At 41.4% G+C, this 14730-nt stretch carries 14 protein-coding genes; 2 read left to right on the top strand and 12 right to left on the bottom strand.

Going from position 1 to position 14730, the window contains the following annotated elements:
- Window positions 1–163 precede the first annotated feature (163 nt).
- Window positions 164–1093 carry a tyrosine-type recombinase/integrase gene (locus tag BLT15_RS07345; RefSeq protein ID WP_089760266.1) on the top strand — a complete coding sequence of 310 codons (930 nt, stop codon included), beginning with the start codon at window positions 164–166 and terminating at the stop codon, window positions 1091–1093.
- Between the two features lie 47 nt (window positions 1094–1140).
- Here BLT15_RS07345 and BLT15_RS07340 read toward each other — a convergent pair whose 3' ends face one another.
- The 10 genes from BLT15_RS07340 to nth all read right to left on the bottom strand — a co-directional run bounded on the left by BLT15_RS07340 (window position 1141) and on the right by nth (window position 11023).
- Complete coding sequence (locus BLT15_RS07340) at window positions 1141–1944, bottom strand: SDH family Clp fold serine proteinase (RefSeq protein WP_089760263.1); 804 nt, start codon at window positions 1942–1944, stop codon at window positions 1141–1143.
- A 51-nt stretch (window positions 1945–1995) separates the two neighbouring features.
- Window positions 1996–2718, bottom strand: coding sequence for a radical SAM protein (locus BLT15_RS07335; RefSeq protein ID WP_089760261.1), 723 nt, complete (start codon window positions 2716–2718; stop codon window positions 1996–1998).
- A gap of 50 nt (window positions 2719–2768) precedes the next feature.
- Window positions 2769–3776 carry a M42 family metallopeptidase gene (locus tag BLT15_RS07330; RefSeq protein WP_089760258.1) on the bottom strand — a complete coding sequence of 336 codons (1008 nt, stop codon included), beginning with the start codon at window positions 3774–3776 and terminating at the stop codon, window positions 2769–2771.
- On the bottom strand, window positions 3769–4803 hold the full coding sequence (locus tag BLT15_RS07325; protein WP_089760256.1) for a M42 family metallopeptidase: 1035 nt from the start codon (window positions 4801–4803) through the stop codon (window positions 3769–3771). The genes BLT15_RS07330 and BLT15_RS07325 overlap by 8 nt, the downstream gene beginning before the upstream one ends.
- Window positions 4794–5861 carry a M42 family metallopeptidase gene (locus BLT15_RS07320; RefSeq protein ID WP_089760254.1) on the bottom strand — a complete coding sequence of 356 codons (1068 nt, stop codon included), beginning with the start codon at window positions 5859–5861 and terminating at the stop codon, window positions 4794–4796. Before BLT15_RS07320 ends, BLT15_RS07325 begins: the two co-directional genes overlap by 10 nt.
- Window positions 5862–5918: 57 nt before the next feature.
- Window positions 5919–6404, bottom strand: a complete 486-nt coding sequence (gene trmL, locus BLT15_RS07315) for a tRNA (uridine(34)/cytosine(34)/5-carboxymethylaminomethyluridine(34)-2'-O)-methyltransferase TrmL (RefSeq protein WP_089760252.1) — start codon at window positions 6402–6404, stop codon at window positions 5919–5921.
- Between the two features lie 54 nt (window positions 6405–6458).
- A complete protein-coding gene (locus BLT15_RS07310; RefSeq protein ID WP_089760250.1) occupies window positions 6459–7220 on the bottom strand; it encodes an MBL fold metallo-hydrolase in 762 nt (253 codons plus the stop codon).
- A 332-nt stretch (window positions 7221–7552) separates the two neighbouring features.
- Window positions 7553–9664: a SpoIID/LytB domain-containing protein gene (locus tag BLT15_RS07305; protein WP_089760247.1), complete on the bottom strand. Its 2112-nt coding sequence runs from the start codon at window positions 9662–9664 to the stop codon at window positions 7553–7555.
- A 36-nt stretch (window positions 9665–9700) separates the two neighbouring features.
- Window positions 9701–10156 carry a PPC domain-containing DNA-binding protein gene (locus BLT15_RS07300; RefSeq protein ID WP_159429856.1) on the bottom strand — a complete coding sequence of 152 codons (456 nt, stop codon included), beginning with the start codon at window positions 10154–10156 and terminating at the stop codon, window positions 9701–9703.
- Window positions 10157–10381: 225 nt separating this feature from the next.
- Entirely contained in the window at window positions 10382–11023 is a 642-nt protein-coding gene (gene nth, locus BLT15_RS07295) for an endonuclease III (RefSeq protein WP_089760243.1), read from the bottom strand.
- Between the two features lie 208 nt (window positions 11024–11231).
- On the opposite strand from nth, the gene BLT15_RS07290 reads away from it, so the two are divergent.
- Entirely contained in the window at window positions 11232–11873 is a 642-nt protein-coding gene (locus tag BLT15_RS07290; RefSeq protein WP_159429855.1) for a 5' nucleotidase, NT5C type, read from the top strand.
- Here the strand turns inward: BLT15_RS07290 and BLT15_RS07285 are convergent.
- Together BLT15_RS07285 and BLT15_RS07280 are read right to left on the bottom strand one after the other, a co-directional pair.
- On the bottom strand, window positions 11866–13524 hold the full coding sequence (locus tag BLT15_RS07285; protein ID WP_234985541.1) for a nucleoside kinase: 1659 nt from the start codon (window positions 13522–13524) through the stop codon (window positions 11866–11868). The genes BLT15_RS07290 and BLT15_RS07285 overlap by 8 nt on opposite strands.
- A complete protein-coding gene (locus BLT15_RS07280; protein ID WP_089760237.1) occupies window positions 13521–14702 on the bottom strand; it encodes an epoxyqueuosine reductase in 1182 nt (393 codons plus the stop codon). The genes BLT15_RS07285 and BLT15_RS07280 overlap by 4 nt, the downstream gene beginning before the upstream one ends.
- Between the last annotated feature and the right edge of the window lie 28 nt (window positions 14703–14730).

Genomic DNA, 14730 nt, shown 5'->3' with positions numbered 1-14730 from the left:
TAACATAATGATAAAAAAAGTAAAACATCATCTGTCTTCTCCCTAACAGTTGATGCCAAATATGAACAGGGAGGATTTTTCAAATCTATCATGAATTGATTATGTACAGGTTTTTGCAGAAAACAAAACTTTTATGTAAAAATACTTGTGGAGGTAATTAAAAATGGAATCTGTAACCTTTGAAACAGCCGTCTATCGTTTTCGCAGGCATCTGCTGGTTGAAAAAAGTTATTCTGGTCTGACCGTCAAAGAATACACCAGTGATTTAAATTTGTTCAAAGAGTACCTGAAGGAAAACTATGATTTCTCCGATAATTTTGCAGTTCCGAAGATAAACAAATTTCATATGGCGGAATTTTTAGGTGATATAGTAATCGAAAAAGAAAACTCACCTGTAACCCGAAATCGGAAACTTTTCAGCCTGCGTTCTTTTTTTAAATTTCTGGTCCGCAATTCCTATCTGGAGGAAAATCCTGCTGAAGATATAGAGACGAGCAAAACTGAAAGGAGAGCGGAACCGATTTATATGAAGACAAATCAGGCTCGGAAATATCTGCGGACTGTAAGAAATTCCAGCTCAAGGTATAAACTGAGGGATCTGGCCATAATCAAAATATTCCTTTATGCCGGATTGAGAGTTTCTGAGCTGGTTAATTTAGACCTGGAAAATATTGATTTTGATGACGAATCTCTAAAGTTTTACGGCAAGGGCAATAAGGAAAGGTTTGTTCCCCTGCATGAGGATGTAATAACAACCATTATTGAATATCTGGATAATAGGGAGGAAATGAAAAAGAAGGATGATGATGCTGAAAAAGCTCTTTTTCTCTCCGCCCGTGGCAATAGAATCAGTGTTAGAACCGTTCAGCACACCGTAAAAAAATATGCCCGGGAAGCCGGCCTGAGAAATTCGGAAAAAATAACCCCTCACAAGTTAAGACACACTTTTGCCACTACTCTATACAAAGAAACCAAGGATTTAAATGTTTTAAAAGATCTGCTGGGTCATCAGGATATTTCTGCAACACAAATTTATACCCACACCGATCCCGAACAGAAAAAAGATGCCATAGATGACATGCCAGATTTTTAATATAGCAATCAGAGCTAATAATACCGCAAAATTTGCTCAAAGGAAGATCAATAACTTAGATAATTAACCGAAGGATAGCCCTGTCCTGGCTGAGGATAAAGCTTCATCAACTCATAAATCCCATCAGGCAGATCTGTATGATGATCTATATTTAGCTCCTGTAGAACATCACAGGTAAGGGCAAAATCATGTGTGAATTTTCCCCGTGATAGATTTTTTGTGATTTTTTCAATCTCACCCGGCTCAAAATCATCGGCCAATATCCCCTCGAGAAAGTTCTCCAGCTGAATCACTGCTTTTTCAGCAATATCCGCCTTAATCAGCGTATCATCATCAACCTCATTAATATCTTTGCGGTCCAAAACATTTTTGATCGAAGCAGCTGGATATCCACTTATCTGAGGGTCTACCGGGCCCAGAACAGCATTTTGATCCATAATTATATTATCCGCTGCCAGCGCTATCAAAGTACCACCTGACATTGCATAATGAGGAATCAAAACCTTTACCGGCGCCGGATGACGGTCTATAGCCCTCGCTATCTGTTCGGCCGCCAGAACCAGCCCTCCGGGAGTATGAAGAATAAGATCTATCGGTTTATCGCTGTCTGTCTCTCGCACCGCTCTTAAAATCTCCTCGGAGTCCTCTATATTGATAAACCGGGTGAAAGGCATCCCAATCAGGCCCAAAATTTCCTGTCTGTGAATCAGGGTGATAACTCTGCTATCCCTTTGCTCTTCGATACTCTTCATTTTCTTAATTCTTTTATGCCGAATTATTTTGTTCTTTATTAGAGGTATGATCACAAAGAATAATAGTATCAATACTAAAATTATTAAACTCCAGGACATATTTTCACCTCATTTTTTTCAACTTTTTTATCTGTGTTAAAAAATTAGGTTTCAGTTAAATATTTTTACCCTGCCGGGCAGTTTTTGGGCTATCTCTTTCAAACTCTTCTCCTTCATCTTTCGGGCATGTTTTTCTGCCGGCGGCCTGTCCAGCGTATTGAGATCTATTCTATCGTAATGCAGATCGTATAGAATATCGGAAATATTATTTATCTCTTCCTCCGAATCATTCAGGCCCGATAGAAGCAAAATTTCCAGAAAGACTTTTCCGGCAAAAGATTCCGTCGCTTTTTTGAGGCCATAAACAATATTTTCAAACTCTATCCCGGGAGCTGGTCTGCAGATCTTATTGAAGGTTTCATAACTGCCAGCATCAAGTGAAGGAACCAGGAGATCAGCATTTGCAAGTTCTTCTCTGACTTCGGCGCGGTGCAAAAGTGTGCTGTTGGTCAAAACTGCTATATCGTAATCCGGAAATTCTTCCGATATAAAATCTATTATCCTTCCCAGGGAAGAATGCAGAGTGGGTTCTCCTCTGCCCGAAAATGTAACGTAATTGCATTCAGGATTATCTTTTAACCTGGATTCCAGCTCAGTTATAACTTCTTCTGTATCTGTATATTCATCTCTCACTGCGGTCAATCTTTCCGTTTTTCCGCATTCACAATATATACAATCTTCACTGCAAATATTTTTTGGAAACAGATCTATTCCCAGCGACAGATTTAATCTTCGTGATTTTACCGGGCCTCTAACATATTTAAAATTTTTCATGCTTAACAATCCTCCCTGATAATATGAGCAGTCAATAAAACAAGGTCAGTTCAGTCAGTGATTTCGGCCAGTTCTTTTGATTGCAAAAAGTTCTTGATCAATTCGAAGGAGTGGTTCATATCATCCATATCTATCATCTCGCCGGGAGAATGAATATAGCGGCAGGGAATTGAAACAGTACCGCTGGGGACACCACCCCGACTCAACTGAATGGTATGGGCATCAGTAGCTCCGGCTTCCAGAACTTCGTACTGATAGGGTATTTCATTTTCCTTTGCCAGTTCAGTCAGCAGATTTTTGATGCGGGTATCTGTTATACTGCCCCTGTCCATAACCTTGATGGCCGTCCCCTCTCCGAGAGAAACCTCCCGCTTCTTCGAACCGGGGGTGTCTCCTGTGGCAGTAACATCTACAGCCAGAGCCGCGTCAGGATTGATGTCATAAGCTGCTGTTTTAGCTCCTCTGCAGCCAACCTCTTCCTGAACGGTAAATACATAATGTATATTGTGAGGAAAATCTTCCATCTCCTGAATCAGCTTGACAAGCAAAGCGCATCCGGCTCTATCATCAAGACTATTGGCTATTATTTTACCGCCCGCTTCAACGAAGTTTCTGGTATAAACAGCTGTATCACCTATTTTGACCAGTTCTTCGGCCTTTTCCCTGTTTTCAGCGCCTATATCCAGATACATATCTGCAAACTTTAATTTTTTATCATTCTTTTTTTCCTCTTCAACTCCTACAGTACCAACAATTCCATCAGAAAATATAAAGCTTTTTTGCGGAATCCATTTAACCCTGAGTCCTCCTACGGGAGTAAACCTTAAAAACCCGTCCTCATCAATATGTGTGATCATAAGACCTATTTCATCCGCATGGGCTGCGATCATGATATCTCTATCCGTTTCTCCTTCCTGATAAACAATCATATTGCCCAGTTTGTCCTCCCGGATGTCCTGACAGAAGTTGTCGATTTCAGACCTGATAATATCTTTGACTATTTTTTCTTCGCCGGCCGGACCAAACGCTCCTGTAATTTTTTGTAAAAATTCAATCATGTTTTTTCAACTTCCCTTCTTTATCAAAATTTGTTAGTAAGTTTTTGATTAGCTTTTTTGTATCCTCATAATCGTCACTGCTCATCAGCCCGTGAGGAGAATGTATATATCTTGAGGGCACGGAAACAACCGCTGAAGGTATTCCTGATCTGGTCAGGTGTATAACCCCTGCATCATTCGCTCCTTCGGCTGTACGGCGAAATTGATATCCTATATTTGATTCTTCAGCTCTTCTAATGAGCTCCTGCATAAGAAGTCTATCACTGATAAGCTTTCTATCCTGAATGGTCAAAGCCGGTCCTTCATCCAATTCTGTGGAATATCTGTGTTCATCATTTTCAGGAACGTCGGCTGCTGTAGTGGCTTCAACCGCAACTGCAAAGTCGGGGTTTAAATCATAAGCCGCCTGCCTGGACCCTCTCAGTCCCACCTCTTCTTGAACTGTAAAAACAAAATGAGTTTTAACCTCTGGATCGATCGAGGTCAGTTCAGACAGAATAGCACAGCCCGCTCGATCATCGAAAGCTTTACCGGTAAAATATCCTCCATTAAGCTCTTTAAAATCGGATTTAAAAACCGCAGTGTCACCTCTGCTTATATTTTTTTCAGCTTCTTTTTTGCTTTCAGCGCCGATATCAATATACAGATTATCCATATCTATGGGCCTTTTTCTTTCGCTTTTCTTCTGAAGATGCACAGCTTTTGAGCCTATAACTCCGGTGACCTTATCTTCGCCGACCTCGACTACCTTAGAAACCAGAATTCTTTGATCAATTCCTCCCAGAGCCGAAAAGCTCAGAAGACCATTTTCCTTGATATCAGTCACCATAAGCCCGATCTCATCCATATGAGCAGCCAGCATCAGAGAAGTTCCTTCTTTATCTGCTCCCGAAGTCGCTATTATATTGCCCATAACATCGACTCTCATCTCATCAACCCTGTCCTCGATCTCGGCTCTAATGATATCTCTTACTTCATTTTCTCTGCTGGAAGCTCCTGCAGCCTCGCTGAGTTTTTTTAATAGCATGTTAACTCCTCCACAAACTCTTCATCTATTTCTGCAATCGAACGCGCCAGTAGATAGGCCCCGTGTTTTATATTGTCAAGTTTAACGGTTTCCACAGAAGTGTGCATATATCTCAAAGGAATGCTCAAAAGAGCAGTAGCCACTCCCGATCTCACTATCTGAATTCCGGCTGCATCAGTTCCATAAGGAGAAGAGCTGGGTTCTATTTGATGTGATATATCCCGTTCTCTGGCGGTGTCCTGCAGAAGTTTAAAAAGATCAGGATGAACATGAGGACCAAAAGATATTACAGGACCCCCATCCATATCCACAGCTTTGCTTTTATCTACTCCCGGCATAAGACCGTGGGTAACATCTATGGCAAATGCTATTTCCGGATTTAAATCGTATGCTGAAGTGATGCCCCCTTTATAACCAAGCTCCTCCTGGGTAGTAGCTACAAAAAATATATCAGAGGCATGGCTCAGTTTCTGAAACTCCCTGGCACATTCATACATCATCATAACTCCAGCTCTATCATCAAACGCCTTGCCACTGACATAATTGCCATTGAGCTTTTCAAGTTTTCGATCCAGGGTAATCACGTTTCCCACCGAAATAACCTCTTCGAGCTCATCAGCAGCCATACCCGTGTCAATATAGAGATCTTTTAATTTATGGGCTTTATTCTTTCTGGTCTCTCTGTCCAGAAGATGCGGAGGAAGAGAGCCAATTATACCGGTCAAAACCTCTTTACCGTGTATTTTTACTCGCTGTCCCGGCAGTGTCCTCGGATCGATTCCTCCCACCGCTGAAATTCTTATAAAGCCCTCCTCATCAATTTTTTTGACCATCAGTCCTATCTCATCCATGTGCGCAGCTATCATAATTCTCATATCCACATCCTCTGAACCACAACTTCGTGCTATAAAATTACCAAAATTGTCCACCTGGCATTCATCCGTAACCGGGGCAAATTTTTCCTGTAAAAGTTCATGCAGGTCATCTTCATGCCCGGAAGCCCCCGACATTTCGCAAAGTTTCTGCAGAAATTTTTGGTCTGGTATTTTCTCTGACATTTATAATTCCCCCAGCATAGATTTAAATTTAACTTCAGTCCCGAATTGGAGTTCAGCTCAAAATTCCTTTAGAAAATTACCCTCTCTTTTAAAATCGGGAAAATTGTGCTGTCTGAAAGCTTCATAAGTCACTATGGCCACAGAATTGGCAAGGTTTAGTGAACGGGCCTCATCCAGCATCGGTATCCTCAAACATTTCGAATAATTATCCCGCAAAAACTCTTCAGACATTCCATCCGGTTCAGGTCCAAATATCAAATACTCGTCCAGATCATATTGAATTTTATGATATGATCGTTGTGATTTACTGGTAAAGATGTAAACTCTTTTTTTGCTTGCCTTTCTCCAGAAACGATCAAAATTTTCATGGATATTTATATCCAGCTGATCCCAGTAGTCAAGACCGGCTCTTTTCAAATATTTATCATCCAGACTGAAACCCAGAGGCTTTACAAGATGGAGCGTAGATCCAGTCACAGCACAGGTCCTGGCTATATTACCTGTGTTTTGAGGGATCTGCGGATTTACCAGAACAATGTTCATCGATGAACCCCCCGTTGTATCCTGACAATTCTAATGTGATCAAGTTTCATATGATCAAATCTTTACCTTGAGGCCATCGTAAGCCAGATCTATATGCTCGGGCAGTTTGCGATTGGTCTCCGCATATTCCAGATCATGAGAAATATGGGTAAAAAAAGTTCTGGGTTTGTCTATTTTATTGACAAGATTTTTCCCCTGTTCCAGATTTAGATGCGTACGGTGTGGACGCTCGCGCAGAACACCCAATATTAAAACCTCAATTCCCTCGAGCTTAGATAGAGTTTGAGAAGGAATACTGCTTACATCGGTAATATAAGCCAGCGGACCTATGCGATAACCAAATACGTCCAGTTCGCCGTGTTTTACCGGCAGAGGAGTTATAATCTGCTGCCAGCTGGAGGAAAGATCCTCCAGGTTAAAAATATCCACCCGGGGAGTTCCTCCGCCGTGATAGCTGTTTTCCTCGAAGATATAGGAAAAAGTCTGCTTGATGCGCTTAACCGTCCTTTTATTTCCAAAGCAGGGTATTGTGTCATTCTTTCTCCAGTTCATAGAACGAAGATCATCAAAACCCATAATATGATCAGCATGTTCATGAGTAAAAAGAATTATGTCGGGAGTTACAGGACCCCATCTCACCATCTGAAGTCTGTGTTCAGGCGGTGTATCTATCATAAGGCTTTTATTTTCCAGTTCTACAAAAAGAGAAGTTCTATATCTTTTATTTCTCGGGTCAGATGATTTACAGGTCTGACAGTTACATCCCGGCACCGGCACCCCGTGAGATGTTCCCGTCCCCAGAAAAGTAATCTCCATTATCCCACCACTTTTTTAATAGATTTTGATCTTCTTGTTATCAGTTGGTTAATAGGTGTGTAAAAAAACTTCATTTAGTTGTACTGTAAGATATAAAGCTTCGTTCACAATGAAATTTTTCCCCGACATAGGTTTAGTTTTCGGCCAAAAAATTGCGCTCCCTTCGCGTGAGCTCTTCCCTGAGCTCACGCTCAGTCCGGTACATCCTGAGCCGGGGACACTATTTTTTGGCCACGGACTTAACCTGAGTTTCGAAAAATTTCGAGAATCACTTTGCTTTATATCTTCCAGTCATTACTGCCATGATAGTGATCTTATACGATATCTATCAACTAATAACAAGAAGATCCATAGATTTTTTCTATATCAGTATTTCGATAAAAACTGCGAAAAATGTCATCATATTTTCTGCCCTCACTGGCCATGTTAGCCGCTGCAGTTTGATCCATACCCACTCCATGGCCCCAACCGGCTCCATAAAGTACAAATCTCTCAATCTGTCCTTTTTCATTGTACTCTCTATGTATTATGAAGTTATTGCTCCTGAGACCGCCTAAAGCCTCTCTTATCCTTCCACCTTCCAGCCTGATGTTAGTTCCATCTTTTGATGAAAATAATACTTCCTGTACGAAACCACCATCGCCTCTTTCGGTTACCTGCAGATTCTCAAGTTGGCTTAAATTGTGTTCTGCTTCGATAAATTCAGGCTTAATCGGGCGCATCCATCTGTACGCTTCCTCAGCTGTATAGGGCCCGGGACCGGAGTATGTTTCGACTTTTTGATGAAACCAGTCCTGAAGATCACCGGGAAGTCCGGAGTCGTTATATCCTTCTCTCTCAATAAGACTGATAGACTGAAGATAATCAGAATTCCCTCCCCAGACTGTTTCCCCAGCCTGTGTTTGGCCGCCGCTGTTGCTGCTGAAGACAGCACTTATTACCCTCCCGTCATGCTTGCCGACTTCTCCGGCTGTTTTTTTGACAGCCTGATTGGTCCGATCATTTTCCGATCTTACCCCGTTATAAACAGCACAGTGCACCGTATCACAAAAGTCATATTCTTCTTCAGGATGCCGGGATGATATTCCGGATATAAAATAGCTTCGTGCTGCCAGAGCCTGAGCTTTCAAAGCTTCTCCTGGCCACCGCGAGGGCATTTCAGCCGGTACTACCGATAGAAGATACTCCTCCATAGTTATCCTGTTTATTACAGCAAATTCACTATTTTCATCATCTGGAGATAATAAAATATCTCCCCTGTACTGCCTGGATTCTCTTCCTGCCCAGTAATAATCCTGACCATAAGATATATCATTGATAAAGAATGAGGCAGCATCTGTTTTGCTGTAAATTATCAAATTATCGGCCGGAATTGCGAGTTTATCAATATCTGTCCGGTTTTGAAAGCCGCCCTCCTGCTCAAAAATAAATTTTCCTGCCTGCAGAGAAATTTTCAAAGTTCTACGAGGAGGAATTACGTGAAAAATATTCCCCTCGCTGTTTTTCACAATTTTGTAATCATCGGTCTGCAGTAAAAGATCATCTCTTCTTTCCCCCAGTCCAACTTTTACTTCAGGACCGAGTTCATCTCCGGACAGATATTCATTTATATCATAAATATCGCGAAATTGGGGCTGCCAGGCCAGTTCATCAGGATCTTTTTTCTCTTCAGGGGGAATTTCAGCAGGAGAGGGATCAGTTTCGATTTTTGACCTCAAATCTTCCAGCCTGTTCCTGGCTTTCTCAACTCTGATACCCGTATTCATGCTTTTTCTCCAGTACTCAAGAGCGGCTTCATATTCGCCGGCATACTCGGCTGCTTCGGCCATGTCAAGATAGAGATGGTTGAAAGAGTTATCGAGCTCTACTGCCTTTTCAAAATAATATAAAGCCCGTTCATAATACTCCTGCTCCATAAAACTATCAGCCAGAGACTGATAAAATCCGGGATGGTCATCTATTTCTGTTCCCTCTTTCCAGATAGATCTGGCTTCAGAATAATCTCCCGCTGCTTTTTGGGCCTGCCCGGCATAATAATACGCTCTTCTCTTATTGATGGTTTCGAGTTCAGTCGTATTCTGAGATATCTCATCTAAAATGGGTTCAAACATGCGAGCAGACTCCTCAAATCTGCCTTTTTGATGATTGGCAATAGCAGCTTCCAGATTCAATTTATCACTATCAGGCTTTAATTCGGCGGCCCTTTCCAGGTAATAAACATAATCTTCCATATTGTTCTCGGACTGGTGATGAAAAGCGAGGTGACGGAGCTTTTCCCAGCGCTCGCAGTCCTGATCCATAAATTTCCTGAGTTCTTCCTCATCGGCTGAGAGAAACTCATCGATCTCTCCGGCCTCCCCGGCAGCACCCGGCAGTAAAATTGAAAAGAAGATTAATGCAGCTGCAAAAGCTGCCGCCGGGCTTAAAATTTTTTTTACATGCAAGCTCCGTCACCTCCTTTACCTGATATCTCTTCTGTTCTAATAACTCCAGAGGGTCAGGCCAGATTCGGGATCCTCACTTCTGCGATGAGGCTCACCCTTAAACTCCTGTATTATCGTTTCTCCCACATAAACTTCCGTTCCGGTCTCTAAATGTCCGCCAAAAGCTTTGCCCGATTTATCGCTGACGACCATATGGGCGTGGAGTGTAGGTTCGTTTTCTGCTGAAAGCGATATATTTCCGGAGCAATTAATAATTTCCACAGGTTCGTCGAAGTTGTGGTATTCATACTCGCAGCTATTTTGATTAAAATAGCCCAACCGCGCACATCTAACGGCGCCGAGCACCTGCACATAACCGGCCTCAATTCCTGCCTCCTTAATTATCTCTTCCAGTCTGATTTTAAGATCCCTGCCTCTTTCGATATTTCCTTTCAGAATCTGTCCGAGCTCATAATTTTTAAAGTTTTGCAGCTTTCCACTGGTTAAGTTCATTTTCATCATCCTCCTGTTTGTTTTTTTATGAGGTTCTTCTCCGGAATAGTTGGTTAAATTACCCTCTTTACTGTATACTCAGGGTTGCTTATAACTTTAATTGCAGGAGCTTAACAAGTATTGGTATCTATGAAGCGAAGTGATATATGAATATGACTAAAATTATATTAAATTAACTCATATGGAGAAAGCCCTGAAATGTTAAAGCTTTTGAACGGCTCAAGATTATTTGAAATTATTTTTGAAGTAATCACAAAAATCTTGAAGCTGACAGCTGCTGCAGTCAGGGCTTCTTGCCTTGCAGACTTCTCTTCCGTGATAAATCAGACGATGATGCATGTCCCCCCAATCATCCTCCGGAAATAATTCTTTGAGCTGTTCTTCAACTTTTTCGGGATTTTTTCCGTCGGCCAGGCCCAATCTCCGAGAAACCCTGAATACATGGGTGTCTACCGGAAATGCCGGCCGGGAAAAAGCAGCATAAATGACCACACTGGCTGTCTTGCGGCCAACCCCATTAAGCTTTAGCAGATCATCAAAACTTCTGGGGACCTCACCTTCGAATATATCGATAATCATCCGGCTGGATTTGATGATATATTCGCTTTTACTTCTATGAAGTCCAATAGATTTTATCTCTTCAGATAATGTCTCCACTTCCAGCTCAGCAAAATCCTGAGGTCTTGAATATTTTTCAAACAAATCGGAGGTCACTTTATTTACCTGAGTATCAGTAGTCTGAGCGGAAAGAATTGTCGCAACAAGCAGTTGAAAGGGAGTTTTATAATCCAGAGCAGTTTCGGGCACCGGATATTTTTCGCTCAATATACCGCTGATTTTTTTTGCTTTTTCCTGCTGCAATTGCATTATAATATTGCTCCTTTCTCTAAAACAATTTCTGGTCTGCCGGACTGGAAAAATTTGATGAAGTCTTCGGCCAATTTCAGGGTTGTAGTTTTATATTTTTGATGATAACATGACATTGACATGGATTGAGGAAATGAATTTATGATATTTATGATATTTTTTCAGGCCTTCAATCTGTTTTACCATACTCTCTTCAGGAGGTTTTATGATGTCAAAAGCATTCAGACTTGGTTTTGATATAGATGGTGTAATAACCGCAGAGGGCAGAGCAGAGAAAAACATATGGTCCAGATATCTTTCCAGATTCCTGGAAGAAGAGGTAAAACTGATCAAAAACAGCTATGATATGACAGAAGCCTATGGTATCTCTCAGGAACAGCTGGATCAATTTCTGGATGAACATCTGACAGAAATATACAGTCAGGTTCCTCCCGCTGAGGGCGTCAGAGAGTTATTTTGCAATCTCAAAAATAAAGGCTGTGAAATCATACTGATTACAGCAAGAGAGTCCCAGTATCGCCGGGTAACAGAGAAATGGCTGCAGAAAAATGATATAACATTTGACAGCCTTTATCATGAAGATGATAAAGCTCCTCTGGCCCGAAAATGCAGCCTAAAATTCTTTGTCGACGACAAAATGCAGAATATAATAGAACTGAGTGAAGCAGGAATACCAGCAGCTTTATTCAATAGACATCATAACAGAGATTCAATTTCCCGCTCAAGACTTCTAAAACTCGATAATTATCTGGGACGTGTTGAAAACTGGCAGGAAATATCCCGGATTATAAACTATAGATTTTTCAGCGAAAAATCGAAAAAACAATCCAGATCATCTAAAATTACCTGAAGGCACTTCCTCCGATAAACTCTCTTAATATTGAGATCTGGGGCACAGCCAGATCAGGCATCGGCTCGAGATAAAAAAGAATTTCCTGCAGCCTTTTTACTTCATGGTAATGAGGACTTTCCTCTTCCACCCGTTTTAAAAGTGGCAGCAGATATTTTTTTATGACGGCGGGTTCATAAATAAGAGCAGAGTTAAACGTCACATCTGCATTCTCCTGATAGGGAAAAATATTTCTCTCCTCTCCCCGACGTACATTTGGCCACAACTCCAGTGTTCTTTCCACATCATGCCCTCTATATTTATAATCTCTGATGATTCTTCTCATTAACCTGGTATCAGAAGTAGGAATACGATTATGCTGATCTAGATTCAACTGGGTTAAAGCACTTACGTAAATTTTGAACTTCTGGTTTTGAGGTATAACCGGAGTGAGCTCCTCGTTCAAACCATGAATCCCTTCGATAAGAACAGGCTGTTCTTCCCTTATCTTCAAAGTTTGACCGCTTTTTTCTCTTCTGCCTGTGTTGAAGTTGAATTCAGGAAGCTCTATTTCCTCTCCCTGAATTAGTTTGCGCAGATGTTCATTGAATAAATCCAGCTTTATCGCCTCTAAAGCTTCAAAATCTGGATTGCCTTCTTCGTCTCTGGGAGTATTTTCTCTGTCGACAAAGTAATCATCGGTAGAAATAGTTACAGGATTTAGGCCATCGACTTTGAGCTGGGTGGCAAGCCTGTGAGTAAAGGTCGTTTTTCCGGAGGAGGAGGGGCCCGCAATTAAAATGATTTTTCTTTTTTCAATTTTGTCATATATTTCGTCCGCTATGGCGGCTATCTTTCTTTCGTGCAGAGCTTCGGAAATTCTCACCAGTTCATCGTGCCTACCATTCGTTATTCGGCAGTTGAGGTCATTCACATAACCAACATCTAAAATTTCTCCCAGGCGTTCATATTCCTGAAAAACATTCGCCAGTTTGGGCTGATCCACAAAGTCGGGCACCTCATCAGAATCTTGAGATTGAGGGAAAAGAACAACAAAACCGGGCATGCAATATTGCAGTTCAAATTTTTTTAAATAACCGGTGGAAGGGACCAGCGGATAATAAAAATAATTATAGTAATCTCCCAATCTGTAGGTGGAAACTTCACTGTCATCATCAAATCTTTCCAGCAGGCCGACCTTTATCGGCAGCGCTTCTCTGCGATAAATATCCTTTAAATCTTTAACTTTTAACCTCTTTTTTTCCAAAGGTATATCCTTATCCACCAGCTCATTCATTTTGATTTTTATTTTTTTGAGATCATGCTGGTTGAAAGAGCTGTTATTTTTGATCAATTCGCAGTATACACCGTTGCTGAGCGAATGGGCAATTTTTAGCATTCCTTCCGGGTATAATTCGTCAACAGCACGGGCCAGAAGCATAAATAAACTCCTGCGATATACACGATTACCGAGTTCTTCTCCTCTATTGAGCGGTGATATTTCGCTGCCCTCATTAGAACTATCGAGCTCATGATTCAAATTTTTAATACAGCTGTCCACTATGGCAGCCACAATCCGACAGTTATCGGTAAGAGCGGATTGAAAAACTTCTTTTAAAGCTGTTCCTTTTTTAAAACTGAAGCTTTTTCCGGCAATATTTATACTTATCACGTGACGAATTCCTCCCTGCTGTTCCATATATTTTTTAAAGTCTGCAGATTTTTCGAGTTCTTTTCCTCTTCTATCTTCTCTGCAATGAAATTTTTGGCTCTATCTTTATTCTCCTGCCAGTACCAGCGATAAAGACAATAAAAAGCGTAAAATCTTATTATCGGGGATGGATCCCGGGTCATCTCCTCTATCTCCTTTACATAAACAGGTTTGAGATTGTTAGCAAGCACAATCAACATATTTCTTACCAAAATCCTTGTTCCCCGCCAGCCAAAAGCATATGAACTCCAGCAGGAGGGCAAATCTCTTCTCCGCAATTTTAATACCTCATTTACCGTCATCGGTCCGACACGGGGCCAGTGGTCAGCAGATATTCCTCGGTTCCCTGCGTCATAATCTCCGTAATTTTTTCTGCCATAGTCTAAAATTTTATTGCAGGGACAGACCTGCTGACAGATATCGCATCCCCAGAAATGATTCTGAAATTGGGCCAGTCTCCTCCAGTCAAATCTTCCCCTGCGCTGGGTCAATGAGCTGATGCATTTATCTGAATCCAGTTTTATCTTTTCTTTTGAGAGCGCATCCACAGGACAGGCCTTCAAACATTTAAAACAATCTTCACAGATCCGGGCAGGCTTGTAACAACAGGAGTCAGTCTTTTCAATATGAGCCTTCTCAACAGGAGAGGATTTTTGTTCCTGGACTTCCTCGAATTTTAAAGGGGAGGCTATCACCCCTAAAAATCCAAAAGATCCTAAATCGCGATTGATCAGAAGAGTGTTCAATCCCCAAAAACCCAGACCCGCCTTTTTGGCGAGATATTTTTCCGGGAGTGAGTGGTCATCGGCTCCCCACCAGCTGTGAAACCTCCCGGTCTCCGCTGTCAGTTCCTGAGAAATTTCTTTTAATTTTCTCTTTAAAATATCATGATAATCATAAATCCTGGCAAAATAAGCTATCCTGATCTCCTCGCTGTAATCTTTAAAGTTTATCGGGTCTGCCAGAGGATAGCTCTGAAAAAAAATAAAAAAAGTCTCAGTATTTTCGGGTATATATTTCTTCGTATCCCCGCGTGATTTAATTTTTTTGAGAACATCAATAGAAACAGACCCGACAGCTTCAAATCCATGCTGTCGGGCCTTTTTTTCAAGTTCAAAATTGTCCATACTGGTAGTCAACAAATTCCCTCCTGCCAGAATTATACAG

Source organism: Halarsenatibacter silvermanii (assembly GCF_900103135.1).
Lineage (GTDB): Bacteria > Bacillota > Halanaerobiia > Halanaerobiales > Halarsenatibacteraceae > Halarsenatibacter > Halarsenatibacter silvermanii.
Note: the sequence above shows the minus strand (reverse complement) of the source record. Positions and strands in the feature narration are given on the sequence as shown.

Bases quoted from the DNA above. Each gene is read 5' to 3' on its own strand.
- trmL (WP_089760252.1), bottom strand. From the start codon at position 6,404: ATGAACATTGTTCTGGTAAATCCGCAGATCCCTCAAAACACAGGTAAT.
- BLT15_RS07310 (WP_089760250.1), bottom strand. From the start codon at position 7,220: ATGGAGATTACTTTTCTGGGGACGGGAACATCTCACGGGGTGCCGGTG.
- BLT15_RS07300 (WP_159429856.1), bottom strand. From the start codon at position 10,156: ATGAACTTAACCAGTGGAAAGCTGCAAAACTTTAAAAATTATGAGCTC.
- BLT15_RS07345 (WP_089760266.1), top strand. From the start codon at position 164: ATGGAATCTGTAACCTTTGAAACAGCCGTCTATCGTTTTCGCAGGCAT.
- BLT15_RS07325 (WP_089760256.1), bottom strand. From the start codon at position 4,803: ATGCTATTAAAAAAACTCAGCGAGGCTGCAGGAGCTTCCAGCAGAGAA.
- BLT15_RS07290 (WP_159429855.1), top strand. From the start codon at position 11,232: ATGTCAAAAGCATTCAGACTTGGTTTTGATATAGATGGTGTAATAACC.
- BLT15_RS07330 (WP_089760258.1), bottom strand. From the start codon at position 3,776: ATGATTGAATTTTTACAAAAAATTACAGGAGCGTTTGGTCCGGCCGGC.
- nth (WP_089760243.1), bottom strand. From the start codon at position 11,023: ATGCAATTGCAGCAGGAAAAAGCAAAAAAAATCAGCGGTATATTGAGC.
- BLT15_RS07340 (WP_089760263.1), bottom strand. From the start codon at position 1,944: ATGTCCTGGAGTTTAATAATTTTAGTATTGATACTATTATTCTTTGTG.
- BLT15_RS07320 (WP_089760254.1), bottom strand. From the start codon at position 5,861: ATGTCAGAGAAAATACCAGACCAAAAATTTCTGCAGAAACTTTGCGAA.
- BLT15_RS07335 (WP_089760261.1), bottom strand. From the start codon at position 2,718: ATGAAAAATTTTAAATATGTTAGAGGCCCGGTAAAATCACGAAGATTA.